Origin of the sequence: Bradyrhizobium sp. HKCCYLRH3059 (assembly GCF_051168035.1) — a bacterium.
In the GTDB taxonomy this organism is placed as follows: Bacteria; Pseudomonadota; Alphaproteobacteria; order Rhizobiales; family Xanthobacteraceae; genus Bradyrhizobium.
The window spans coordinates 62435-84971 of sequence record NZ_JBNPUF010000011.1 but is presented as its reverse complement, the minus strand read 5'-3'; the positions used below and the strand labels follow the sequence as shown (position 1 = coordinate 84971).

Here is a 22537-nt window from a genome sequence, read left to right as displayed (position 1 = left end):
CGCGTCTCAGCAGATCCGCGGCAACTGCTCGCCGGACAGCCAGTCGACGATACGGCCGCCGCCGAAGCTCGTCGCCATCTGGACGAAGCGGTGATCATCGGCCACCGCTTCGCCGATGTCAGCCGCATCGCGGCCGAGCGGATGCGCCCTCATGGCGGCGAGCACGGCGCCGGCCAGCTCCGGCGCGACCACCGCGACGAGCTTGCCCTCATTGGCGACGTGGAGCGGATCGAGCCCGAGCAGCTCGCAGGCGGCAGCGACCGCAGGCTTCACCGGAATCGCTTCCTCCTGCAGACGGAAGCCGAGATTGGACTGCTGCGCGATCTCGTTCATCGTGGCCGCAACCCCGCCGCGCGTGGGATCGCGCATCAGCCGGATGCCGGCGCCGCCGGCTGCAACCATGTCGGCGACGAGCCCGTGCAGCGAGGCCGAGTCGGAGATGATCTCGGTGTCGAAGGTGAGGTTCTGCCGCCGCGACATGATCGCCACGCCGTGATCACCGAGGCTGCCGGACAACAGCACGCGGTCGCCGGGCCTGGCCTTGTCGGCCGAGAGATCGAGGCCGTCCGGCAGCACGCCGACGCCGGCGGTGGAAATGAACACGCCATCCGCCTTGCCGCGCTCGACCACCTTGGTGTCGCCGGTGATGATCGCAATGCCCGCCTCGCGCGCCGCCTCGCCCATCGCATCGGCGATCCGTTTCAGGTCGGAAAACGCAAACCCCTCCTCGATGATGAAGCTCGCCGACAGATACAGCGGCCTGGCGCCGGCCATGGCGATGTCGTTGACCGTGCCGTGCACCGCCAGCGAGCCGATATTGCCGCCGGGGAAGAACAGCGGCGAGACCACATAGCCGTCGGTCGTCATCACCATGCGGCCGGCGGCGACGTCGAACGCCGACTGGTCGTTGCCACGCGCCAGCCATTCATTGCCGAACGCCTCGTGGAACAGGCCGGCAATCAGTTGCGCCATCGCGCGACCGCCGGCGCCATGCGAGAGATCGACGCAGCCGTTCTTCATGTCGAGCCGGCGCTGATGCATGCTCATGATGCAAGCCTCCGCTGATGGTCGCGGAAGCGGCCATAGGTCCAATGCGCCGCGCAGGCACCTTCCGACGACACCATGCAGGAGCCGATCGGCGTCTCCGGCGTGCAGGCGGTGCCGAACAGCCGGCAGTCCACCGGCTTCTTCAGGCCGCGCAGAATGGCCGGACATTCGCAGGCCGGATTGTCGGCCACAACCAGCTCGGACATGGCAAAGCGCAGCTCGGCGTCGAGATGCGCGAAGGCGGGCCGCAGTTTCAATGCGCTCGCCGGAATGCTGCCGAGGCCGCGCCATTCGAACTGGTCGCGCAGTTCGAAGATCTCGGCGACCTCGCGGATGGCGCGCTGGTTGCCGCTGGCGGTGACGGCGCGACGGTACTGGTTCTCCACCTCGTGGCGGCCGTCATTGACCTGCTCGATCAGCATCAGGATCGCCTGCATCATGTCGAGCGGCTCGAAGCCCGCGATCACGACGGGCTTGCCATCATCGCGCGCGAACGGCGCGTAGGGCTCGGTGCCGATCACGGTCGAGACATGCGCCGGCCCGACGAAGCCGTCGATCTCGACCGTGTCGTCGCTGTCGAGGATCGCGCGCATCGCCGGCGGTGTCAGCACGTGGTTGCAGAACACGGTGAAGTTCGACAGCTGCTTCTTCTCGGCGGCCCGGATCATCACGGCGGTCGGGGGCGTCGTGGTCTCGAAGCCGATGGCGAAGAACACCACCTCGCGACCAGGATTCTGCTCGGCCAGCGCGATCGCATCCAGCGTCGAATACACCATGCGGATGTCGGCGCCGCGCGCTTTCGCCTTGAGCAGCGAGGACCCGCGCGAGCCCGGCACGCGCATCAGGTCGCCATAAACGCAGAGGATGACCTCGGGCCGTTCGGCCAGCGCGGTCGCCATATCGATGCGCCCGGCCGGCAGCACGCAGACCGGACAGCCGGGGCCATGGATCATGCGCACATTGTCGGGCAGCATGTCCTCGAGGCCATAGCGCGCGATCGCATGGGTATGGCCGCCGCAGAACTCCATGAAGCGATAGGCGCGCGCCGGCTCGGCCTTGGCGCGGATGGCGCGCGCAAGACCCGTCGCCAGCTCCTTGTCGCGAAACTCGTCGGCATATTTCATGGTCTGACCTCCGCCACAGCCTCGCCCATCTGCCGGAGCAGGTCGAGCGTCTCGCGCGCCTCCTCCGGATCGATCTTGGCCAGCGCGTGGCCGACATGAAGAATGACGTAGTCGCCGACGGCGATCTCCTCGATCAGCGCGACCGAGACCTCCTTGCTGACACCGTCGATCGAGACGATCGCCATGTCGTCAGGTAGAAGCTTGATCACCTCGGCAGGAATGGCCAGGCACATCAGACGGTCCCTCCAGACATCATGTTGTTTTGTGTGAGATGCAGACCGGCCACCCAGGCCTGCCCGAGGCTGAGGCCGCCGTCATTGGGCGGCAGACGGCGCGGCAGCAGCGGATCGAGGCCTGCGGACCGGCAGCCGCGCACGATCTGTTCGGCCAGATGCGCATTGAGAAAACAGCCGCCGCTCAGCACGATCGTACCGATGCCGGTCGCACGCGAGGCTCTCACGATCCAGTCGACGCAGGCCGCGGCCAACGTGCCGTGAAACAGCCCCGCGGCTTCGACGGCGTCGAGATCACGCGCGATCAGATGCGCGAGCAGCGGCCGCAGCGACAGCACGCCATCGGCAATGGTCCAGCCGCGCTCCAGCGCTGCCGGTTCGCGCACCAGCGCCTCCAGCTTCATGGCCGCCTCGCCTTCGTAGCTCTGCACCGTGGTGACACCGAGCAGTCCGGCCACGGCATCGAACAGCCGGCCGGCGCTGGTGGTGACCGGAGCATCGGCACGATCCAGCAGCATGGAGATGTTGCGCGACTGTGTCTGGGCCGCGAAACGCCGCCCGATCTCGTCACCGCGACCGATGTCGTGCAGCACGGACGCCGCCATCCGCCACGGCTCCCGTGCGGCCCGGTCGCCGCCCGGCATCTTCAACGGTGCGAGATGGCCGACGCGCCGGAAGCCCGCGCCGTCGCAGGACAGCAGCTCACCGCCCCAGGCGCCGCCATCGCTGCCATAGCCGTAGCCATCCAGCACCAGCGCGAGGGCGGGGCTGGTCACGCCATGCTCGGCCATGACGGAGGCCGCATGCGCCTGGTGATGCTGCACCGGCAGCGTCGGCAGACCGTGTGCCTGCGCGAACCGCGTCGACGCCATGTCCGGATGCAGGTCATGAGCGATCGCGACCGGCTGGACATCGAGGATGGCGGTGAGATGCGCAATCGTCTCCTCGAAGAAGCGGATCGCCGCCGCCGTGTCGAGATCTCCGAGATGCTGCGACACGAACGCCTCGTCGCCGCGCGTCACCGTCACCGTCGCCTTCAGCTGAGCGCCGACCGCGAGCACCGGCGGCATGGTGCGCGCGAGCCGGATCGGCTCCGGAACATAGCCGCGCGCACGCCTGACGAAGCGGGGAACGCCGGCCACGACGGCAAGCACGGAATCGTCGGCTCGGATGACGATGTCCCGGTCGTGGGTGACGATCAGATCCGCAATGCCGGCAAGATCCGCGAGCGCCTCGGCGTTGTCGGTCAGCAGCGGCTCCCCGCTCGGATTGGCGCTGGTGCAGACCAGCGCCCATGGTCCGTCGGCAGCCACGCGGCGGCCCGCCTCCAGCACATGGAAGATCAGATGATGCAGCGGAGCGACCGGCAGCATCACCCCGATCTTTGCGAGCCCTGGTGCGACCGAGGACGCAACACGCTGGCGTGAGCGCAATAGCACGATCGGCCGCGCCCCCCGCTCCAGCAGCGCGCGCTCAGGCGCATCGATCTCGGCAATCTCAGTTGCGGCGTCGACCGTGGCCAACATCACGGCAAACGGCTTGCCGTCGCGCTGCTTACGCGCGCGCAGTCGCCGGACGGCCTGCTCATCCTGGGCGTCACAGAGCAGCTGATAGCCGCCGAGACCCTTGATGGCGACGATCCTGCCATTCGCGAGCGCGGCGGCAATATCATCGATGCCATGGCTGAGCCGCGGACCGCAGCGCGGACACGAGATCGCCTCGGCATGAAAGCGGCGCCCTGCAGGATCTTCGTAGTCGGACCGACACGCCTCACACATCGGAAAGTGCTTCATCGCCGTGGACACGCGATCGTAAGGCAGGCGCTCGGCGATGGTGAAACGGGGGCCGCAATGGGTGCAGTTGACAAAAGGATAGAGATGGAAGCGGCTGCCGGGATCGAACAGCTCGGCCAGGCATGCGGCACAGGTGGCGGCGTCCGGCACGATCCGCGTCGTGACGCGCCCGCCCACGCTCCCGGCGATCCGGAAGCCCGTGCCGATACCGGCCGCGATCGGCTCGACGGCGATGTCGTCGATGCGCGCCAGCGGCGGTGTCTGCCGCGGCAGAGCCTCGACGAATTCGGCGACCTCGTCGCCCTCGACCTCGATCAGCACGCCATCAGCATCGTTGGCGACGAAGCCGCCGAGCCGATGGCGGGTTGCCAGACCATGGACATAGGGACGAAAGCCGACGCCCTGCACGGCCCCGCGGACGCGGAGCCGGAGGCACGTATGGTTCGCCGCCGATGTCCGGCCGGGCGTGCTCATCCCCGCACCGCGTTCGCTGCGCCCGCCCGCATCCGCTCAGACTGCTTCCTGATCCAGGCGTAGAACGCCGAAAGGCCCTCGCCTGTCTTCGCGGAGATCGTCAGTACCTCGATCTTCGGATTGACTCGGCGGGCATATTCGATCGTCTGCGCAAGATCGAAATCGAGCACCGGCGCCAGATCGATCTTGTTGATGAGCATCAGCGATGACGCTGCAAACATGTCGGGATATTTGAGCGGTTTGTCCTCGCCCTCGGTGGTCGAGAACACGACGATCTTGCAGGCCTCGCCGAGATCGAAGGCGGCCGGACATACGAGGTTGCCGACATTCTCGATGAACAGCAGCCCGCCGCGCAGTGACGGCAGCCGGCCAAAGGCTTCGCCGACCATGGCCGCGTCGAGATGACAGCCCTTGCCGGTGTTGATCTGGATCGCCGGCACGCCGGTGGCGCGGATGCGCTCGGCATCGTTGGAGGTCTGCTGGTCGCCCTCGATCACCGCGACGGGCCGACTCTGCTTGAGATCGGAGACGGCGCGGACCAGCAGCGAGGTCTTGCCGGCGCCCGGGCTGGAAACGAAGTTGAATGCCAGCACGTCATGCGCGGCGAAGCGCGCGCGGTTTTCTGCCGCGAGCCGGTTGTTCTTGCCGAGAATGTCGCGTTCGATCTGGATGATGCGCCCGCTGGAGAGGCCGGCAACCTCCTGCCCGGCCGGATTGGCCGAACAGTCGACGTGGTCGGCAGCATGATCATGTTGATGATCATGCGCGCGACCGTGATCATGCGGGTCATCATCGTGATGGTGACCATGCTCGTGAACATGATCATGATGATGATGGCCGTGATAGTGATGATGTCCGGACTGATCATGGCTGTGATCGTGTCCATGAGCCTGATGATGCTTACCGTGATCGTGATGATGATCACCGGATTCGACGGAGGGCTTGCCGTCGCTGCAGCCACACACCGTGCACATTACTCGACCTCCAGCTCCTTGACCCGCATGTCCTCACCGCCCGTGACCTGCAGCTGATGACTGCCGCAGGCCGGACAAGACTGATAGCGTTGACTGATCTCGACGCCGCGCGAGCAGCCCAGGCACCATGCCGTGCCCGGCTGTTCGATGATCTCGAGCGCTGCCCCGTGCAACAGGGTTTTCGCGGTCACCGCCTCGAAACAGAATCGCAGCGCCTCCGGCGCGACATGGCTGAGCGCACCGATCTCCAACCACACGGTCTTCACCGTGGAGAAGGCGCCCTTACGTGCCTCCTGCTCGACGATCTCGACGATGCCTTCGCACAGCGCCATCTCATGCATCGGCCATCCCCCGGAACGCCAGGTGATAGCCGACGCAGGGATCGAACGATCCGACCATCGTATGGATGGCCTGGCGATCGACGGTGCCGCGCAGCGCAACCCCCGTGAGGCTCCTCACGACAGGACCGCGCGGGTGAAAATTCCATTCCGTCGGCGCCAGATACTCGAAACGCGAGACCGCGCCGTGCGCATCCAGCTCGATCGCGTGATGCAGCCGGCCGCGCGCGCATTCGACTGCGGCGGCACCGCGCCGCGACCCGAGCGCGTAGCTTGCGACGGCATGCGGGTCGGCCGCCTGGTCCTCCGCCTCGCCGGTCTCGATCCAGCGGAACAGCTCAGCAATCTCAGCGATCTTGGCTGAGAGGCGTTCGACGGGACCAGCCGATGCCAATTGATGGCGCTCCGCATAGCGGGCCCAGACTCCGGTCTCCGGAACGCGGCCGTCGAGCTCGGGAGCCTCAGCAAAGGCAGATCCCACGTCGATCAATTGCGCGACGATGGCGCCATCATCGGCGGCCGACAGGATGCCGTGCTCGGCCGGCATGTGCCTCCATCCTCCATCATCGGCGGCCTTCCGGGCCGCGTCCATCATCGATGCAAGCAGAGTTCCCGGCAGAACCGGTTCCCCTGGCAAGCCTATGCCCAGAGCCACCATGCCCGTCTTGATCTGAGACAAGGTTGCAGCGCGAGATTGCTGCGAGACGCCGGAATGCGTCTGTAGCGCCGCGATCGCCTGCAAGAGCCGTTGAACCGGCTGCGCAGCACTACGATTGTCCGCCATTGAAGCGATCAGCAGACCGCGCATGAGTTCGGCGAAGCGTTCCGTCAGCACGGCCTCGATCCGACGATGACGCGTCGACGGCTTCGCCTGCTCGCCGCGCGCCGCTTCCAGCGCCGAGAGCAGCGCGACCTGATGCGCACCGGCGCACAGCGAGAACAGCCGCGGCAGGGCCGCAAGCAGCATCTCGGCCGGCTTGCCGGCGAACAGCCGTCCCAGCGGCGGCCGCGTGCGCGGCTGAATGTCGACGCCTGCGATCCGCCGATCGGCGACCGACAGCGTCACGTCGATGCGGTTGCGAAAGCCGAGGGTCATGCGCGGCCCTCGGAGAGGGTGCCGCGCAGGAACGCGCGGCGATCGATCGTGCTCGACGCCTTCGCGGCGCGTTCGGACAACGCCTCGTCCTCAGGTGCCGCCATCAGCGCGGCCAGCGCGGCCTCCGCCGCCGCACGCGCCGCGGCCATGTCCGCGAACTCGAACATCGGCGAGAACAGCGAGCAGCTCGCGATCCGCCCGATCCCGGCGATATCGCCGATCGTGAACTCGAACGAGCCGGCCGGAAGCACGATCTTGACGACGGATCCCGCGGAGCCCTGGGCGGCCGGAGTGACCAGGTTCATGAACCAGGGCGTGACGACGATGCCGAGGATGCGGCCCTCAACCACCGAAAATCCGATCGCCTCGACGTCGAGCGCGTGGTGATAGATCGGCAGCTCGCGCATCGCACGCGCGCCGATCCCACGATAGACGCCGGCGAGACGCTCGCCCCACGCGACCGGCGTGACGTCAGACCTGCCCTGCGCGTCAGCGCTCATTGCTCGACCACCATGAACTTGGTCTTCGGCGCGTCGCAGTTCGGGCAACGCCAGTCGTCCGGCAGCGCCGCGAACGGCGTGCCCGGCGCAATCTGGGCGACGCCATCACCTTCGGCCGGGTCGTAGCGCGTCCAGCAGATGCCGCACTCCAACAGCGCGTCATCAGCGAGATCGCTGCGGACACCGTAATTCTCGAAGCCGCCGTTCATGTGAAATAGGCCTCGATGATCTGGGTCAGGCGCTCGGCCGAATCCTCGAAATCCTCGGCTGCAGCGAGCGCGACCACCGGCACGCCGCCGACTTCGAGGGTGTCGAGAATGATCGTATCCATGGCGTTGAAGAATTGCACCGACCAGACATGGCGGATGCCGGTCGCGAGCACGCGGCAGGTGCCGTAGCCGCGCGACATCAACTGGATCGGGCCGTTGCCGAGCGTCTGCTGCATGAAGCTCATGTCGGCCGGGCTCATCGGCAGCAGCGTGAAGTTGATGGTCTGCGAGCGCTGGCCCGGTCGCCAGGACAGCGCGCGCTCGCGGATCTCGGCGAGCACCGGCAGCGCGTTCATCGTGCCCTCGGGCACCGGTCCGATCGCGATGTCATTTGCGGTCAGGTCGGCGGCCGCGCGCGACACGATCTCCGGCACGGCGCCGACTTCGATGTAGTCGTGGCGCTCATCCGCTTCCAGCCGCACCCGCCAGATGCCGGCGAGCACCGATTCCTGGATCTGGGCCAGCGTCCCGTCGGGAAGAGCCACGACGCCCGCAACCTCGCCCTCGCCCAGCACGTCGTCGATCAGCCGCCGCTCGAGATCGTTGAGGCCTTCGAGACGGAATAATTGCGTCGGTGCGCCGGCCGTCTGCGCCGCGGTGGCGGATGCAATCGTCGACAGCAGTTCGACCGCGCGCGGACAGCTCCGCGCCAGCGCCTCCGAGTCGAGCGAGGCCAGCTTGGCCAGCGCTCCGGAGGCGGTCAGCCCCTTGTGGGAGGTATCGAGCGCCTCTTCGCCGATCGGAAAGATGTTGACCGGCTCCTCGGCTCCTTCAGGCGCGATCCAGAATCCCGGCTTCATCGCTCGACTCCCGCAGGCTGATGGACTGGGACGATGCTGGCGACGACCGCCGCCGTCGCGCCCTGCGGCCGGTCGATCAGCCGCGAGATGCGATCGACATAAACAGACCAGTCCTGGATCTTGGCAATCAGGCCGAGCGTCTCTCCCCCGCGGCACAGGATCAGGCTCGGCTGCACACGCACGCCGAATCGCGCCCCGATCTCGGCCTCCGCTTCGCGCGCGACGACCGCGCCGCGCAGCCGGCCCTGAAACGCCGTGATCAGCTCCGGCAGCACGATGGCCACGTCCAGTGCCTCTGGAAACCGCGCGGGATCCCCGGCCGACAGCAGCACGGCGACAAGCCCGGCGCAATCAGCCTCGGAGAGAAAGGCATCGACGGTGCCCGTATCGACCTCCGGCAACCCGCCTCGCGCGCGCGCGGGGTCACGCTGCTGCATTTCCATCGGTGTTTCTCCCTGACCAGTTATCGTTGCCATATTCCCCATGATCAGCAATCGACGTGCCAGACGCCCACGCGGGGCCAAGAATTCTCAAGACATTGAAATATATTAAGTTTTTATTGCAACTAAAGGATTGCGCGAGAAATTGGAAAGGTGCTTTCCAGGCAAGGCCTGCAAACTTACTTCGTATATGGAAATCTTGTTATCAGTAATTTGGCGCCGCCCGAGGGCATGACGCCGCTACCGCAGATGCTCCGGAAGCTCCGGCTCGCGCCCGATCAGATCCGCGAAGAAGTCATCGCAATTCTCGCCGTTCACGGCCGCCTGCAGGCCGCGCAGCGCCTCGCCGATCAGCCGCGCTTCCTCATCATCGAGCAGGCGAACGGCATTGTCGATATAGACGAGCACCCTGGCTCCGACCGGCGGATTCGACAGCAACAGCACCGAGACGCGGCGCTCCTCGCCGTCGAAGCTGCACAGCGCCGAGACGCCATCGGTCTCCAGGATTGTCATCGGCAGGCCAAGACACATGGCGGATTCCCTCGCGGCGCGGTCAATCGGCCGTGCGCGCCCCCAGTTCGTAGCTGTGATGGTCGATGTCGTTCGCGAGCAGGCGTTCGTCGCCGGCGAGCGGTGCACGCCGCGACACGGCCGGCGAGCCCCATTCCGCCAGCAGGGCGCAGGCCAGCTCGATCGCCGGCGCGATCTGCGCACGAACCGGCGCCGTCAGCGGACCGCCCCAATCCTCGAGGTCGAGCGGCTGGCAGCCGATCAGCGCAAGCCGCTGCGGATAGCGGCCGAGCAGGTCGGCCGCGCTCAGTACTTCCTGGAAGCCCGTCTGGTGGAGGCTCATCTTCTTGGCGCCGGTGAAGCGCGGCACCTCGTCGTCGCGGACGAGCTTGAGCTCGCCCGGCACCAGGCCATAGTCGATGGCGTCGAACACGATCAGGCCGTCGGCTTCCTCGACATAGTTGACGAGGTAAAGTCCCTGCGTGCCGCCATCGAGGATCGTGACATTGTCGGGCACGGTGAAGCGGCGGTGGAATTCCTCCACCACCCGCACGCCAAAGCCTTCGTCCGCCCAGAGAATGTTGCCGATCCCGAGCACCAGAATGCGATCGCGCCCGCGCTCATCGACCATGCCGGCCCCCCCTGCTACTCGCGGAACTGCCGCTCGCCCGAGATCATCGAGGAGATGATGCTCTGACGTGACATGATGTCTTCGCGAATGGCGGCATAGACGTGCACCATCACGAAGGTGACCAGCGCCCACATCCCGAGATGATGCCAGGTGTGGACGTCCTGGCTGTTCGGCCAGATCGCGAACACCCAACCGAACAATTTGTGCTGCCAGCTGTCGATGCCGGTGCCTTCCGAATAGAGCGCAAAGCCGGTGATGATCATGAAGGTCACGAACAGCGTGAAGCCGGTAAACATGGCTGTCTGCGCCAGGGGATTATGGCCGACATACATCTTCGGCTCACGCTCGAGGAAAGCGTACCAGCGGATCTCGTGCAGCACCTCCTTCCAGAACTGCTTGCGGTGCACCGGAATGTAGAAGATCTGCCGGGAGTGGTGGTTGCCGACGAAGGCCCAGAAGATGCGGGCAAGGAAGAACACCGCCAGCACCTGTCCGGCCGCGAAATGGGCAAAGCGGATGTAGCCCATCACGAAATTCGCCGACGCCTCGCCTTCGACGCTGGGGAGCGGAGTCCCGATCAGATAGCCGGTGATCATCAGCACGACGATCGCGAACGCATTCACCCAATGGCAGATGCGCACCGGTGCTTCGTACACATAGACCGTGGGCCGGCCGACCGCGTGTTCACCGGCGGCGTCGGCCGCGATCGCCGCAAGGTTGGGCTCTGCCTCGGCGGGACGTGCAATGGCATCCATCATGGTGCGTCTCCCACTACCTGACCGTGACCGTCGCCATTTGCTGGCCGTCCGGGCTCATCACGTGGGTCGAGCACGCGAGGCACGGATCGAACGAATGGATCGTGCGCAGGATCTCCAGCGGCTTCTCCGGATCCGCCATCGGCGTATCCATCAGGGAGGCCTCGAAGGCGCCGATATTGCCCTTGGGATCGCGCGGCGAGCCGTTCCAGGTCGTCGGCACGACACACTGGTAGTTGTCGATCTTGGTGTCCTTGATCTTGATCCAGTGCGCCAGCGCGCCGCGCGGCGCCTCGGTGAAGCCGTAGCCCTTGGCCTCCTTCGGCCAGCTCTCCGGCTTCCACTTCTCGATGTTCGCGGTCGAGGAATCGCCGGCCTTGATGCGTGCCACCAACTTGTCCTGGAAGTAGCGCATCTGGTTCGCCGCCCATTCGCATTCGAGCGCCCGTGCCGCGGTGCGGCCAAGCGTGGAGAACAGCGCTGTGACCGGCAGGTTCAGCGTCTTCAGAAGCCTGTCGGTCGGCTCCTTGAACTCCGGTCGCCCTTGCGCATAACCAATGATGTAGCGCGCCAGCGGTCCGACCTCGACCGCGTTGCCGCGCCAGCGCGGCGCCTTGATCCAGGAATATTTTCCGCCCTCGTCGAGCTCCTTGATGTCCGTCTTGGTGCCCTTGGCGTTGGGGCCGAGCTGGTAGTTCGGCTCAGTGACGCCGTCCCAGGGATGCAGCCCCTTGCTCTCGTCGGGATATTTGTACCAGGAGTGGGTGACGAACTCCTGGATCTGCTCGGGGTCGCCGTGATCGATCGGCAGGATCTCGTTCAGATTCCCGTTGAGGATCACGCCACGCGGCAGCTTGAGATTCTTCCCTGAATAATCGTTCGCATTCTCCGGAATGTCGCCGTAGGACATCACGTTCTTGCCGGAGAGACCGCCGCCATAGAGCCAGTCCTTGTAGAAGGAGCCGATCGCCGCCACGTCGGGCAGATAGACCTTCTGCACGAACTCGATCGAGCGATCGATGATCGAGGAGACGAGGTTCAGCCGCTCCATGTTGATCGCACCGACCGCGCCGGTGCCGTCGACATTGATCGCACACGGCACGCCGCCGACCAGCCAGTTCGGATGCGGGTTCTTACCGCCGTAGATGGTGTGGATCTTGACGATCTCCTTCTGGAAGTCGAGCGCTTCCAGATAGTGCGCCACCGCCATCAGGTTCGCCTCCGGCGGCAGCTTGTAGGCCGCATGACCCCAATAGGCGTTCTTGAACGGACCGAGCTGACCGGACTCGACGAACTTGGTCAGCCGGATCTGCAGGTCCTTGAAATAGCCCGGCGAGGACAGCGGCCAGTCCGAGACCGACTGCGCCAGCGCCGAGGTCGCCTTTGGATCGGCCTTGAGCGCCGAGACCACGTCGACCCAGTCGAGCGCATGCAGATGATAGAAGTGCACGAGGTGATCGTGCACCTGCAGGCAGAGCTGCATGATGTTGCGGATCGAGTTGGCATTATCGGGGATCATGATCCCCAGCGCGTTCTCGACCGCGCGGACCGAGGTCAGCGCGTGCGTGCCGGTGCAGACGCCGCAGATCCGCTCGGTGAAGGCCCAGGCGTCGCGCGGATCGCGGTTCCGCAGGATGGTCTCGATGCCGCGCCACATGGTGCCGGTCGAGACCGCGTTGCGGATCACGTTATTGGAATCGACATTCACCTCGACGCGCAGATGGCCCTCGATGCGCGTCAGCGGATCGACGACGACACGCTTGCCGGAATTGTCGAGATTGAAGCCGTTGGGAGTCTGGATGCCCATCGTTGCCTGCCCTGAATTCGATTAATGATCTTGCTTGGCGTCGTCGCGCTTGCCGGCGAGCCGCTTCACGGCCGTCACCGCCGCGTGCGCCGCAACCGCTGCGCCCACCGTGCCCGCGGCCACCATGCCGACCTGGTCGGCGTTGTGCTCGATGCCGAACTGCTTGATGTTGGTGAGGCGGTCGTAGAACGAGCCCTTGTCCCAGAAGCCGTCCTCCGAGCAGCCGATGCAGCCGTGACCGGACTGGATCGGGAACGACACGCCGCCGTTCCAGCGCACCGTCGAGCAGGCGTTGTAGGTGGTCGGGCCCTTGCAGCCCATCTTGTAGAGGCAGTAGCCCTTGCGCGCGGCCTCGTCGTCCCACTCCTCGACGAACTGGCCGGCGTCGAAATGCGGTCGGCGATAGCACTTGTCGTGGATACGCTGTGAGTAGAACATCTTCGGCCGGCCCTGGCGGTCGAGCTCGGGCAGCTTGCCGAACGTGGTGATGAAGGTGACGACGCCGGTCATGACCTCGGCGATCGGCGGGCAGCCCGGCACCTTGATGATCGGCTTGTTGGTGATGACCTTGTCGATCGGCGTCGCCTGCGTCGGATTCGGCTTCGCCGCCTGCACGCAGCCCCAGGACGCGCAGGCGCCCCAGGCGATGATCGCCATGGCGTCCTCGGCCATCATCTTGAGCTTCTCGACGAACGGCTTGCCGCCATCGATGCAGAACATGCCGCCCTCGTTCAGCGGCGGATTGCCCTCGACCGCAAGAATGTACTGTCCCTTGTACTTCGCACGCGTCTCTTCGAGGATGGCCTCCGCCTGGTGGCCGGCCGCCGCCATGATGGTGTCGTCATAGTCGAGCGAGATCATCGACAGCACGGCATCCTTCACCAGCGGATGCGCCGAGCGGATGAAGCTCTCCGAGCAACACGTGCATTCGAGCCCGTGCATCCAGATGACGGGCGTGCGCGGCTTGGTCTCCAGCGCATTGGCGATGCGGCTGGCCGCGAGCGGCCCGAGGCCGAGGCTCGTTGCGGTGAGGCTGCAGAACTTGTGAAAGCTGCGCCGCGTGATGCCCTGACGCCTGATGACGCTGTAAAAAGTTTCCGTTGCCGCGCCCATGAGTCCTCCCCTGACATCGCGTTGGCGATCATCTGATCGCGTTCTGGCGAGAAGGACAGCAAGATGCGGGCCAGCATCACGGCTGGATTTGAATCATAATGATTTCAGATGCTTGAGGCGGTGCGATCGCAGCGACGGAGCCTTCGGTGGTGGATCGCGCGCGACAATCGGAAATCACGCGCTTTGCACCGACAATCTTGTTTCCGCTTGCCGCCTGCCTGTGTGCAGCGCGCTCAATGCGCCGTGCAGACCATGCAGGGATCGAACGACCGCACCACGTGCTGGATGCCGACCGCACGCGCGCCGGCGGTGCCGACCTCAGTGCCGACCAGCGCCTGTTCGAGCGGGCCCGCGACCCCATCCGCGTCGCGCGGAGAGAAATTCCAGCTCGTCGGCGCGATGATCTGATAGCGCTCGATCCGGCCGGAGCGCACCGCGAGCCAGTGGCCGAGGCTGCCGCGCGCAGCTTCCACGAGCCCGACGAAATTGCCGTCGGCCGCGCCGGCGCTGTTGTCGCAGAACGGCTCGTTGAGACGCAGCCCCTTGATCCAGTGCTCGATCGACAGCGCGAGCCGCGCAGTTTCGATCAGCCGGGCGATGACACGATTGCGGACATTGCTGCGACCGCTCGCGAGCAGCGCGGTGATCAACGGCTGACCGTCGATGGCCTGCCTTGCGAGAGCGCCGACCTCGACCGGTTCTCCCGCAAGACGCGGCGCCTTGCACCAGCTATAGGCGTCGGCTTTGTCGGCATCGGGCACGGTGCGGCTCTCGGCCGGATCGAGCGACGTATCGTGCATCCAGGCGTGCGAGACGTCCTCGGTAATGCCGTCCGACGGCAAAGCGTGGACCTCGCCACTGCTCGTGCGGACACCAGCGCGAAAACGAGCCCCATTGAAATCGTGATACGCGCCGAAGCTCATCAAGAGACCGGGTCCGCTGCCGAGGTCGGCCAGCGCGAGCGCATCGGCCAGCCGCAGGAAATGCGCGAAGTCGCCGGCGCGGCCCTCCCGCCAACGGTCGAGCTCGTCCGATGTCGACAAGGCGAGCACGTTCTCCAGCTTGTCGGCAAACACGACGCGTTCAAGGAAACCGCGAAACGACGCCGCGATCGCGTTGAGCTGCACGCGCTCGCCGAGCTCGATCGCGCGCGTCGTCCCGCCTGGCTGGAAGGCGAGACTGTGCGGCCATTTGCCGGCGATCAGGCCCATGATCTCGAGCAGTCGCGCGCGTGCAGGCAACGCATCGCGGGCCGCGCTGCCCTTCGTCGCCGCGAAGCGCTCGGCCGTAGCCGAATGCCAGGCATGCGAGGCGTAGGCGTCGCGGGCGAAGTCCGGCATGAAGAAGATGTAGAAATGCGTCAGATGGTCCGCTGCGTTCTCGGCCGCGTGCGCGATGTTGCTCGCGAGGATGCCGTTTGGTGCTGCCGCAATGCCCATGGCCTGGCGCAACGCCGCGGCGGCCGCGATCGATTGCGACACCGAGCAGATGCCGCAGATTCGCGGCGCGATCACCAGGGCGTCCAGCGGCGGCCGCCCCTCCAGGATCTGCTCGAAGCCGCGATAGAGCGGCGCCGTCACCTCCGCCCTGGTGACGCGACCGCTCTCGATATCGAGCCTGACCTCGAGATCGCCTTCGACACGATTGAACGGTCCGACCGTGATCCGCGTCATGGACGGCGCTTGTCGCCGGCACGGCCCGGCGGCACCACGACATGATCCGCCGTCGCATTGACTCGGACGCGACGCGGCGTGGCCGATTTCGACAGCGCTGCGAGCGCGACGAACCAGGCTTTCGGCATGTCGGTCGGAAGCCCCACGGGAATGCCGGCGAGCTTGGCCGTCTGCAGATAGTTCTGCGCGCTCTCGAAGCCCGGCGAGGTGCAGGCGATGCAGGCGTAGCCGCCCTTGGTGCAAGAGCCGCCGCCGTTCCACGAGCGCTGATTGCAGTCGCCGACCGCTTGCGTCGCGCGGCAGCCGAGATGCTCCATCAGGCAGCCGCGCTCCGACATCGTCTCCGCGCTCGCCTTGAACTCGTAGAACTCGTTGCGCGAGCAGCCGTGATGCGCCAGGTGATTGGCGATGAAGGTCGGACGGCCGACTGCGTCGAGGCCGTCTGCCGACAGATCGCCCGAGGTGAGCGCCAGCAGGCTTTCCATCATCCAACCCGGATGCGGCGCACAGCCTGCGACGTTGATCACCGGCAGCCCGCGTTTCGAGCGGAAGCCCGCGCCGAGCGCGCCGCCGATGTCGCTGCCCTCGAACTGCAATCCGACCGCATCGGTCGGGTTGATGCCGGCAGCAGGAATGCCGCCATAGGCGGCGCAACTGCCGACGGCAACGACGTAGTCGGCCAGCGGCGCCAGATCGAGCAGCCAGTGATAGATCGAGCGGTTGGTGCCGGCGAGCATGTTGAAGCGGCCGGTCAGACCAGGTCCGCGCGCCACCGAGCCTTCGAGCACCAGCAGATCGAGCCGCTCGCGGCCGTCGCGGATCGCCTCCAACAGCTCCACGACCTCGTCCCCTGTCTGCTCGCTGACGGAGGGATGCCACACCAGATCGATGCCGGATTGGCGCAATTCGTCGAACCAGCCGGACGCGCCGCTTTCCAGGATCGACATGGTGCAGCCGCCGCAGCTCGCACCCTGCAGCCATAGCATCCTGATCGTTCCCTCAGAGCCGACCATCATAAGGCCCCGCTCCTAGCCCGTCTTAAGCGTTCCGCTTCGTATCACCGGCGGGTTTAGCGCCCCCGCATGAACACTGGCAAGCGCTTCCCCGGGGATAGCCTCGGAACCGCGCTGGCTGCGACCGAGCAGCATGGCGACCGCCCAGATCAGTCCGAACAGGCCAATCGCGACGATCCCGAGATTGGCGACATCGTCGCCCAGCGCGGTGGCGACCCCCGTCCATCCCCCGGTCAGGCCAAGCCGCGGCGCCAACAGCGTGATCGCCTCGAAGCCGCCGATCACCAGCGCGATGGCAACGGATGCGCCGGTGATCACGAGGTTATAGCGCAGCTTGCGTGCGGGATCGGTCAGCGCCCAGCGATAGGCGCCCGCCATCAGCATGCTGTCGGCGGTGTCGACGGTGGCCATCGCAGCCGCGAACAGCGCCGGAAACACCAGGACATGGGCGAGGCTCGCGCCGCGCGCTGCCTCGGTCGCCGACAGGCTGAGAAGCCCGATCTCGCTCGCAGTGTCGAAGCCGAGACCGAACAGGAAACCGAGCGGATACATGTGCCAGGCGCGTCCCACCAGGCGGAGCACCGGGCGCAGCAGGCGGATGAGGATGCCCCGTCCGGAGCTTCCGGCGGTTTCCATCTCGGACTGCGGCTGTGCGGCGCGGCGCCAGAGGTTCACGAACAGAATGAGGTTCGCCAACGCGATCAGCAGCAGGAAGCCGGCCGACACCGACGTGCCGATGACGCCGCCGATCGCCCTGATCGCGCTCTCTTCATCCAGGAGGTCGGCGCCGGCGATGAGGCTCACGACGATGGTGGCGATGACGACGACGCTGGAATGGCCGAGCGCAAAATACAGGCCGGCGGCGCGCGGGGCGCTACCGTCCTGCACCAGCTTCCGCACGACGTTGTCGATCGCCGCGATGTGATCCGCATCGACCGCATGGCGCAGTCCGAGCAGCCAGGCCAGCATCGCGGTGCCGACGATGGCGGGCCGGTCGGCGTAGAGCGCGAACGCCCAGGCCCAGGCGAGCGCGTTGGCGGCGACCAGCCCGCCGACGAGCGCAACGTTGCGGCCGGGCTGCGATCGCCACCACAGCAGCCGAGGGGCACGAGGATGATCAATTTGAACAATCGTCATACTCGGACTATAGCAAGAGCCAGGCCAGTTCGGTAAAGCCCCCCGCTGCAGGCAAAAGCTGCGGGAAAACGTGGGCGGCCCTTCCCGGATTGCCCTCTTGCTTGGCAACCCGCTATCCAGTCACGCACAGATCATGACCAGCGGCGGGACATCCTCTTCTCTCGTCCCTCCTTCGCTCACCGCATCGAGGCACTCTGTGCCGCGATCTCGCGCCGCACGACCGCCTCGAACTGGCTCGCGGGGGCGGCGAACATCAGCCGGGTCTCCTCATGGAACGCCGAGAAGATGCCGACCACGGCCGGCTGTCCGCCGACTTCGGCCATGATGGGGGAGCCCGAATAGCCGAAATTGGCGAGGCAATGCACCGTCAGCAGCATCCCGTCCTTGGTCATGCCGGCGCTGCAATTGCGCTGGCCGGTCGGCGAATAGCGCCGCTCCTGGCCATAGCCGATCTCGGAGATGGTTCCGGCCGTGGTCGCAGCCTGCAATTCCTCGCGCGTCAGCGCCCTGACCTCAACCGGCTTCGACGGCAGCGCGTCCTTCAGCACGATCAACGCCCAATCGGCGGGCGAGCGGTCGAGCGACCACCTGTCGTGCCGGGTCGGGACGAAATCAGGCGCCACGATCAGCTTGTCGGCGACAGACGATGCCGCCGGCGTGCCCCTGTTCATGCCGGCCAGGAAGCGGACGTTGCCGGGGCTGACCTGCGCCACGCCGTTGAACACGCAATGCGCCGCGGTGAGCACGACGCGCGGCGCGACCAGCGTGCCGGTGCACCAGCCGCCGGTCGAGTATTGCGCGACGGTGACGACGCCGATCGACGACGCCGGCCACGAGGTGGGATCGACGACCTCGCCGATGTGGCGGTCGAGCCCGAGCAGTTGCTCCGGACGCGGAGCGGCGATGCCGGCCTCCGCCGATTCCGGCTTCGGCCGCCAGGCCGCAATGGCACTCTGAGCCTGGACGCGCTGCGGCTCGGTCAACTTGACCCGCTGCACGTCGCGGCCGGCCGATCGCACGCCGCTACGGCCCGCCATCACCAGCCAGGCATAGCCCTGCACGACGTCCTGTTTCACACCGCGGCCGTCGAGCAGCATCAGGCCGAGCATGTATTGCGACTGGGCGAAGCCCTGCGCCGCGGCGCGGCTGAACCAGCGGCCGGCTTCGCCGTAATTGCTCGCAACACCTTCGCCATTGACGTAGGCGATGCCGAGATAGTGTTGCGCGACAGCGAGCCCCTGATCGGCGGCCTTGCGGTACCACGCCAGCGCCTCGGCGGGGTTGCGCGGTTGGCCCCAGCCGAAGGCGTGCATGAAGCCGACGTCGAACTGCGCCCGCGCATCGCCCTTGGCGGCCAGCGGCAGCAGCCGTCGCATCGCCGCCGCATGCTGCCCGTTGCCTGCCGCCGCGACCGCGTCTTCGAGCTCGGCGGCCGTGGCGCCCGCCGCGCCGCCGAGCAGCACGGCAAGAGATATGATGATGGTCTTGATCAAGGGCGTCCGCTGGCACCGAAACATCGTGACGGCCACGAAGCAGACACGATCAAGACGGCGGCGGCGTGGCGGAAAGCGGACCGCGATCTCCTCAATCGGGCCGCCTCGCGTCTCACACCTGCTGCGTCCTCACGCCGGATCGCCCCTTACACCTGCTCGCTCTTGGCGAAGCGATCATCGAGCGCATAACCGGCGCCGCGCACGGTGCGGATCGGGTCCTGCTCGCGGCCGGGATTGAGCAGCTTGCGCAGGCGGCCGATATGGACGTCGACGGTGCGCTCGTCGATGTAGATGTCGCGGCCCCAGACACTGTCGAGCAGCTGCTCGCGGCTGAACACGCGGCCGGGATGCTCCAGGAAGAACTCGAGCAGGCGGTATTCGGTCGGGCCGAGATCGATCGGCCTACCAGAGCGCGCCACGCGGCGCTTCTCGCGGTCGAGCTCGATGTCGCCATAGGACAGCACGGTCGCCAGCCGCTCCGGACTCGCCCGCCGCAGCAGGCCTTTCACCCGCGCCAGAAGCTCCGGCACCGAGAACGGCTTGACGATGTAGTCGTCGGCGCCGGTCGCGAGGCCGCGCACGCGCTCGCTCTCCTCGCCGCGTGCGGTGAGCATGATGATCGGCAACTGCCGGGTCTCGGTCCGCGCCCGCAGGCGGCGGCACAGCTCGATGCCGGACAGGCCCGGCAGCATCCAGTCGAGCACGACGAGATCGGGAACACGCTCCTTCAGGCGCGTGTCGGCTTCGTCGCCGCGCGCCACTGTCTCGACCTCGTAGCCTTCGGCCTCGAGGTTGTAGCGCAGCAGCGTCGTCAGCGCCTCCTCGTCCTCCACCACCAGAATTCGGGCGCCCATGTCTGAACCGTCTCTCTCAGTTGCCGGGGATCGTCGATGCGAAGCTCGTCATGTCGCCCTTCGGGCGCTTGTCCATGATCTGCTGGCCTTCGATCATATAGAACACCGTCTCGGCGATGTTGGTCGCGTGATCGCCGATGCGCTCGATATTCTTGGCGCAGAACATCAGGTGGATGCAGAACGAGATGTTGCGCGGATCCTCCATCATGTAGGTCAGGAGCTCGCGAAACAGCGAGGTGCAGATGGCATCGACTTCCTCATCGCCCTTCCACACCGTCATCGCCGCCGGCAAATCGTGCGCGGCATAGGCGTCCAGCACCGTCTTGACCTGCGACTGCACGAGATCGGTCATGTGCTCGAGCCCGCGGATCAGCTTCAGCGGATGGAAGTCGCTCTCCAGCGCCGCGACGCGCTTGCCGATGTTCTTGGCGAGGTCGCCGATGCGCTCCAGATCGGTCGCCACGCGCATCGCGCCGACGATCTCGCGCAGGTCGACCGCCATCGGCTGTCGCCGGGCGATGGTGAGAACGGCGCGCTCCTCGATGATGCGCTGCAGCTTGTCGACCTCGGCGTCGGTGGCGACCACCTTCTGGCCGAGCGCGATGTCGCGTCGCACCAGCGCATCGACGGAATCGACGATCAGCCGCTCGGCGAGGCCGCCCATCTCCGATACCAGACGGGTGAGGTCCTGCAGATCGCTGTCGAACGCCTTGGCGGTATGTTCACTGGCCATGATGATCTCCTGAAGACAATGTCGTCGGCGTCAGCCGAACCGGCCGGTGATGTAATCCTGGGTCCGCCGATCGCTCGGCGAGGTGAAGATCTTGCTGGTGTCGTCGAACTCGATCAGCTCGCCGAGATACATGAAGGCGGTCTTGTCGGAGACGCGCGCCGCCTGCTGCATGTTATGCGTCACGATGGCGATCGTATAGTTTTCGGCGAGTTCCTGGATCAGCTCCTCGACCTTGGCGGTCGAGATCGGATCGAGCGCCGAGCACGGCTCGTCGAACAGGATCACCTCCGGCCGGACCGCCACGGTACGCGCGATGCACAGCCGCTGCTGCTGGCCGCCGGACAGCGACAGGCCCGAGGCGTTGAGCTTGTCCTTGACCTCGTTCCACAACGCGCCGCCGCGCAGCGCCTTCTCGACCCGGTCGTCCATCTCCGACTTGGAGATCTTCTCATAGAGGCGGATGCCGAAGGCGATGTTCTCGTAGATCGTCATCGGGAACGGCGTCGGCTTCTGGAACACCATGCCGACCCGGGCACGCAGCAGGTTCAGATCGAGCTTGGGATCGAGGATGTTGGTGTTGTCGAGCATCAGCTGCCCGGTCGCCCGCTGCCCCGGATAGAGATCGTACATCCGGTTGAAGATGCGCAGCAGCGTGGACTTGCCGCAGCCGGACGGGCCGATGAACGCGGTGACGCGGTTGGTGCCCAGCGACAGGTTGATGTTCTTCAGCGCATGATGGTCGCCGTAGTAGAAGTTGAGGTTGCGCGCGGTCACCTTGGCCGGCGCATCCGGAAGCGCCTTGCCGTGAAGAGCGTGATTGGGCTGACTGACGGAGACGGACAGTTCGGTCATTTGGTGTTCCTCTCGGCGCCGAGAATGCGTGCACCGATGTTCAGGGCGAGCACGGCCAGAGTGATGAGAAGGGCTCCGCTCCAGGCCAGTTGTTTCCAGTAGGCATAAGGGCTCTGGACGAAATTGTTGATGGTGACGGGCAGGTTCGCCATCGTCTTGGAAAGGTTGAGGCTCCAGAACTGGTTCGACAGCGCGGTGAACAGCAGAGGCGCGGTCTCGCCGGCGACGCGGGCGGTCGCCAGCAGCACGCCGGTGATGAGGCCCGAGCGCGCCGCCCGATAGGCGATGCGGCGGATCACCAGCGAGCGCGGCAGGCCGAGCGCAGACGCCGCCTCGCGCAGCGGGTTGGGCACGAGCAGCAGCATGTCCTCGGTGGTGCGCAGCACCACCGGGATCACGATGACCGCCAATGCAAGGGAACCCGCGAGTGCCGAGAAGCCGCCCATCGGCACCACGACCGCACCATAGATGAACAGGCCGATGATGATCGAGGGCGCCGACAGCAGGATGTCGTTGATGAAGCGGATCACCGAGGTCAGGCGGTCGTTGCGGCCGTATTCGGCGAGATAGGTGCCGGCGAACAGGCCGAGCGGCGCGCCGATGCCGACGCCGATGATCGTCATGATCAAGGAGCCGACGATGGCGTTGCGCAGGCCGCCTTCGCTGGAGCCGGGCGGTGGCGTGTCGGCGGCAAAAACCTGCAGGCTGAGGCCGGCGAGTCCGTTATAGAACAGCGTGAACAGGATCAGCGCCAGCCAGGTGACGCCGAACATCGCGGCAGCAACGCAGAGGCCGCGGATCACGATGTCTCTGCGGCGCCGGCGCGCATAGATCGGATTGACCGGCGCATCGAGTGTAAGCGTGTCAGCGCTGGACAT

At 66.2% G+C, this 22537-nt stretch carries 24 protein-coding genes; all 24 read right to left on the bottom strand.

Translation table 11 applies throughout. The features are described from left to right. Positions 1-6: 6 nt before the first annotated feature. The 24 genes from hypE to pstA all read right to left on the bottom strand — a co-directional run bounded on the left by hypE (position 7) and on the right by pstA (position 22537). Positions 7-1047 (bottom strand): hydrogenase expression/formation protein HypE, encoded by a 1041-nt coding sequence (gene hypE / locus ACQR13_RS28435; RefSeq protein WP_315825305.1) that lies wholly within the window; start codon positions 1045-1047, stop codon positions 7-9. Then, a complete protein-coding gene (gene hypD, locus ACQR13_RS28430) occupies positions 1044-2171 on the bottom strand; it encodes a hydrogenase formation protein HypD (RefSeq protein WP_315825306.1) in 1128 nt (375 codons plus the stop codon). The genes hypE and hypD overlap by 4 nt, the downstream gene beginning before the upstream one ends. Next, positions 2168-2404, bottom strand: a complete 237-nt coding sequence (locus tag ACQR13_RS28425; RefSeq protein ID WP_315713487.1) for a HypC/HybG/HupF family hydrogenase formation chaperone — start codon at positions 2402-2404, stop codon at positions 2168-2170. Before ACQR13_RS28425 ends, hypD begins: the two co-directional genes overlap by 4 nt. Then, positions 2404-4671, bottom strand: a complete 2268-nt coding sequence (hypF, locus tag ACQR13_RS28420) for a carbamoyltransferase HypF (protein ID WP_316172368.1) — start codon at positions 4669-4671, stop codon at positions 2404-2406. The genes ACQR13_RS28425 and hypF overlap by 1 nt, the downstream gene beginning before the upstream one ends. Further along, on the bottom strand, positions 4668-5645 hold the full coding sequence (gene hypB / locus ACQR13_RS28415) for a hydrogenase nickel incorporation protein HypB (RefSeq protein WP_315769231.1): 978 nt from the start codon (positions 5643-5645) through the stop codon (positions 4668-4670). Before hypB ends, hypF begins: the two co-directional genes overlap by 4 nt. Beyond that, positions 5645-5986 carry a hydrogenase maturation nickel metallochaperone HypA gene (gene hypA / locus ACQR13_RS28410; RefSeq protein ID WP_315752375.1) on the bottom strand — a complete coding sequence of 114 codons (342 nt, stop codon included), beginning with the start codon at positions 5984-5986 and terminating at the stop codon, positions 5645-5647. Before hypA ends, hypB begins: the two co-directional genes overlap by 1 nt. Continuing rightward, a complete protein-coding gene (locus ACQR13_RS28405; protein WP_315769233.1) occupies positions 5979-7079 on the bottom strand; it encodes a nickel-dependent hydrogenase large subunit in 1101 nt (366 codons plus the stop codon). The genes hypA and ACQR13_RS28405 overlap by 8 nt, the downstream gene beginning before the upstream one ends. Beyond that, a complete protein-coding gene (gene hybE / locus ACQR13_RS28400; RefSeq protein ID WP_315769234.1) occupies positions 7076-7579 on the bottom strand; it encodes a [NiFe]-hydrogenase assembly chaperone HybE in 504 nt (167 codons plus the stop codon). Before hybE ends, ACQR13_RS28405 begins: the two co-directional genes overlap by 4 nt. Further along, positions 7576-7788 carry a rubredoxin gene (locus ACQR13_RS28395; RefSeq protein ID WP_434863468.1) on the bottom strand — a complete coding sequence of 71 codons (213 nt, stop codon included), beginning with the start codon at positions 7786-7788 and terminating at the stop codon, positions 7576-7578. Before ACQR13_RS28395 ends, hybE begins: the two co-directional genes overlap by 4 nt. Then, entirely contained in the window at positions 7785-8648 is an 864-nt protein-coding gene (locus ACQR13_RS28390; protein WP_315769239.1) for a hydrogenase expression/formation protein, read from the bottom strand. Before ACQR13_RS28390 ends, ACQR13_RS28395 begins: the two co-directional genes overlap by 4 nt. Then, positions 8645-9091: a hydrogenase accessory protein gene (locus ACQR13_RS28385; RefSeq protein ID WP_315769264.1), complete on the bottom strand. Its 447-nt coding sequence runs from the start codon at positions 9089-9091 to the stop codon at positions 8645-8647. The genes ACQR13_RS28390 and ACQR13_RS28385 overlap by 4 nt, the downstream gene beginning before the upstream one ends. A gap of 237 nt (positions 9092-9328) precedes the next feature. Then, positions 9329-9619, bottom strand: a complete 291-nt coding sequence (locus ACQR13_RS28380) for a HypC/HybG/HupF family hydrogenase formation chaperone (RefSeq protein ID WP_315825312.1) — start codon at positions 9617-9619, stop codon at positions 9329-9331. A gap of 22 nt (positions 9620-9641) precedes the next feature. Next, the gene (locus ACQR13_RS28375; protein WP_315825313.1) at positions 9642-10229 is read right to left on the bottom strand and encodes a HyaD/HybD family hydrogenase maturation endopeptidase; all 588 of its coding nucleotides are present in this window, start codon (positions 10227-10229) and stop codon (positions 9642-9644) included. Positions 10230-10243: 14 nt separating this feature from the next. Further along, positions 10244-10987, bottom strand: a complete 744-nt coding sequence (gene cybH, locus ACQR13_RS28370) for a Ni/Fe-hydrogenase, b-type cytochrome subunit (protein WP_315752369.1) — start codon at positions 10985-10987, stop codon at positions 10244-10246. A gap of 13 nt (positions 10988-11000) precedes the next feature. Further along, complete coding sequence (locus tag ACQR13_RS28365) at positions 11001-12791, bottom strand: nickel-dependent hydrogenase large subunit (protein ID WP_315713498.1); 1791 nt, start codon at positions 12789-12791, stop codon at positions 11001-11003. A 21-nt stretch (positions 12792-12812) separates the two neighbouring features. Continuing rightward, positions 12813-13904 carry a hydrogenase small subunit gene (locus ACQR13_RS28360; RefSeq protein WP_315713499.1) on the bottom strand — a complete coding sequence of 364 codons (1092 nt, stop codon included), beginning with the start codon at positions 13902-13904 and terminating at the stop codon, positions 12813-12815. Between the two features lie 233 nt (positions 13905-14137). Beyond that, the gene (locus ACQR13_RS28355) at positions 14138-15577 is read right to left on the bottom strand and encodes a nickel-dependent hydrogenase large subunit (protein WP_434863467.1); all 1440 of its coding nucleotides are present in this window, start codon (positions 15575-15577) and stop codon (positions 14138-14140) included. Continuing rightward, positions 15574-16590, bottom strand: a complete 1017-nt coding sequence (locus ACQR13_RS28350) for a HupU protein (RefSeq protein WP_315752484.1) — start codon at positions 16588-16590, stop codon at positions 15574-15576. The genes ACQR13_RS28355 and ACQR13_RS28350 overlap by 4 nt, the downstream gene beginning before the upstream one ends. Before the next feature lie 15 nt (positions 16591-16605). Continuing rightward, entirely contained in the window at positions 16606-17727 is a 1122-nt protein-coding gene (locus tag ACQR13_RS28345) for a HoxN/HupN/NixA family nickel/cobalt transporter (protein WP_315752367.1), read from the bottom strand. A 176-nt stretch (positions 17728-17903) separates the two neighbouring features. Continuing rightward, entirely contained in the window at positions 17904-19220 is a 1317-nt protein-coding gene (locus ACQR13_RS28340) for a trypsin-like serine protease (protein ID WP_434843163.1), read from the bottom strand. 146 nt (positions 19221-19366) lie between these two features. Further along, positions 19367-20074, bottom strand: a complete 708-nt coding sequence (phoB, locus tag ACQR13_RS28335) for a phosphate regulon transcriptional regulator PhoB (protein WP_315713503.1) — start codon at positions 20072-20074, stop codon at positions 19367-19369. Between the two features lie 16 nt (positions 20075-20090). Further along, positions 20091-20807, bottom strand: coding sequence for a phosphate signaling complex protein PhoU (gene phoU, locus ACQR13_RS28330; protein WP_315713504.1), 717 nt, complete (start codon positions 20805-20807; stop codon positions 20091-20093). A 30-nt stretch (positions 20808-20837) separates the two neighbouring features. Then, positions 20838-21659, bottom strand: coding sequence for a phosphate ABC transporter ATP-binding protein PstB (pstB, locus tag ACQR13_RS28325; RefSeq protein WP_315713505.1), 822 nt, complete (start codon positions 21657-21659; stop codon positions 20838-20840). Then, on the bottom strand, positions 21656-22537 hold the full coding sequence (gene pstA, locus ACQR13_RS28320; protein ID WP_315713506.1) for a phosphate ABC transporter permease PstA: 882 nt from the start codon (positions 22535-22537) through the stop codon (positions 21656-21658). The genes pstB and pstA overlap by 4 nt, the downstream gene beginning before the upstream one ends.

Coding starts and splice junctions, on each gene's coding strand:
- hypE (WP_315825305.1), bottom strand. CDS start 1,047: ATGAGCATGCATCAGCGCCGGCTCGACATGAAGAACGGCTGCGTCGAT.
- ACQR13_RS28405 (WP_315769233.1), bottom strand. CDS start 7,079: ATGACCCTCGGCTTTCGCAACCGCATCGACGTGACGCTGTCGGTCGCC.
- ACQR13_RS28345 (WP_315752367.1), bottom strand. CDS start 17,727: ATGACGATTGTTCAAATTGATCATCCTCGTGCCCCTCGGCTGCTGTGG.
- hypF (WP_316172368.1), bottom strand. CDS start 4,671: ATGAGCACGCCCGGCCGGACATCGGCGGCGAACCATACGTGCCTCCGG.
- pstB (WP_315713505.1), bottom strand. CDS start 21,659: ATGACCGAACTGTCCGTCTCCGTCAGTCAGCCCAATCACGCTCTTCAC.
- ACQR13_RS28380 (WP_315825312.1), bottom strand. CDS start 9,619: ATGTGTCTTGGCCTGCCGATGACAATCCTGGAGACCGATGGCGTCTCG.
- hybE (WP_315769234.1), bottom strand. CDS start 7,579: ATGAGCGCTGACGCGCAGGGCAGGTCTGACGTCACGCCGGTCGCGTGG.
- ACQR13_RS28425 (WP_315713487.1), bottom strand. CDS start 2,404: ATGTGCCTGGCCATTCCTGCCGAGGTGATCAAGCTTCTACCTGACGAC.
- ACQR13_RS28390 (WP_315769239.1), bottom strand. CDS start 8,648: ATGAAGCCGGGATTCTGGATCGCGCCTGAAGGAGCCGAGGAGCCGGTC.
- ACQR13_RS28375 (WP_315825313.1), bottom strand. CDS start 10,229: ATGGTCGATGAGCGCGGGCGCGATCGCATTCTGGTGCTCGGGATCGGC.
- hypB (WP_315769231.1), bottom strand. CDS start 5,645: ATGTGCACGGTGTGTGGCTGCAGCGACGGCAAGCCCTCCGTCGAATCC.
- hypD (WP_315825306.1), bottom strand. CDS start 2,171: ATGAAATATGCCGACGAGTTTCGCGACAAGGAGCTGGCGACGGGTCTT.
- pstA (WP_315713506.1), bottom strand. CDS start 22,537: ATGTCCAGCGCTGACACGCTTACACTCGATGCGCCGGTCAATCCGATC.
- ACQR13_RS28365 (WP_315713498.1), bottom strand. CDS start 12,791: ATGGGCATCCAGACTCCCAACGGCTTCAATCTCGACAATTCCGGCAAG.
- ACQR13_RS28355 (WP_434863467.1), bottom strand. CDS start 15,577: ATGACGCGGATCACGGTCGGACCGTTCAATCGTGTCGAAGGCGATCTC.
- ACQR13_RS28385 (WP_315769264.1), bottom strand. CDS start 9,091: ATGGAAATGCAGCAGCGTGACCCCGCGCGCGCGCGAGGCGGGTTGCCG.
- hypA (WP_315752375.1), bottom strand. CDS start 5,986: ATGCATGAGATGGCGCTGTGCGAAGGCATCGTCGAGATCGTCGAGCAG.
- ACQR13_RS28350 (WP_315752484.1), bottom strand. CDS start 16,590: ATGGTCGGCTCTGAGGGAACGATCAGGATGCTATGGCTGCAGGGTGCG.
- ACQR13_RS28360 (WP_315713499.1), bottom strand. CDS start 13,904: ATGGGCGCGGCAACGGAAACTTTTTACAGCGTCATCAGGCGTCAGGGC.
- ACQR13_RS28395 (WP_434863468.1), bottom strand. CDS start 7,788: ATGAACGGCGGCTTCGAGAATTACGGTGTCCGCAGCGATCTCGCTGAT.
- phoU (WP_315713504.1), bottom strand. CDS start 20,807: ATGGCCAGTGAACATACCGCCAAGGCGTTCGACAGCGATCTGCAGGAC.
- cybH (WP_315752369.1), bottom strand. CDS start 10,987: ATGATGGATGCCATTGCACGTCCCGCCGAGGCAGAGCCCAACCTTGCG.
- phoB (WP_315713503.1), bottom strand. CDS start 20,074: ATGGGCGCCCGAATTCTGGTGGTGGAGGACGAGGAGGCGCTGACGACG.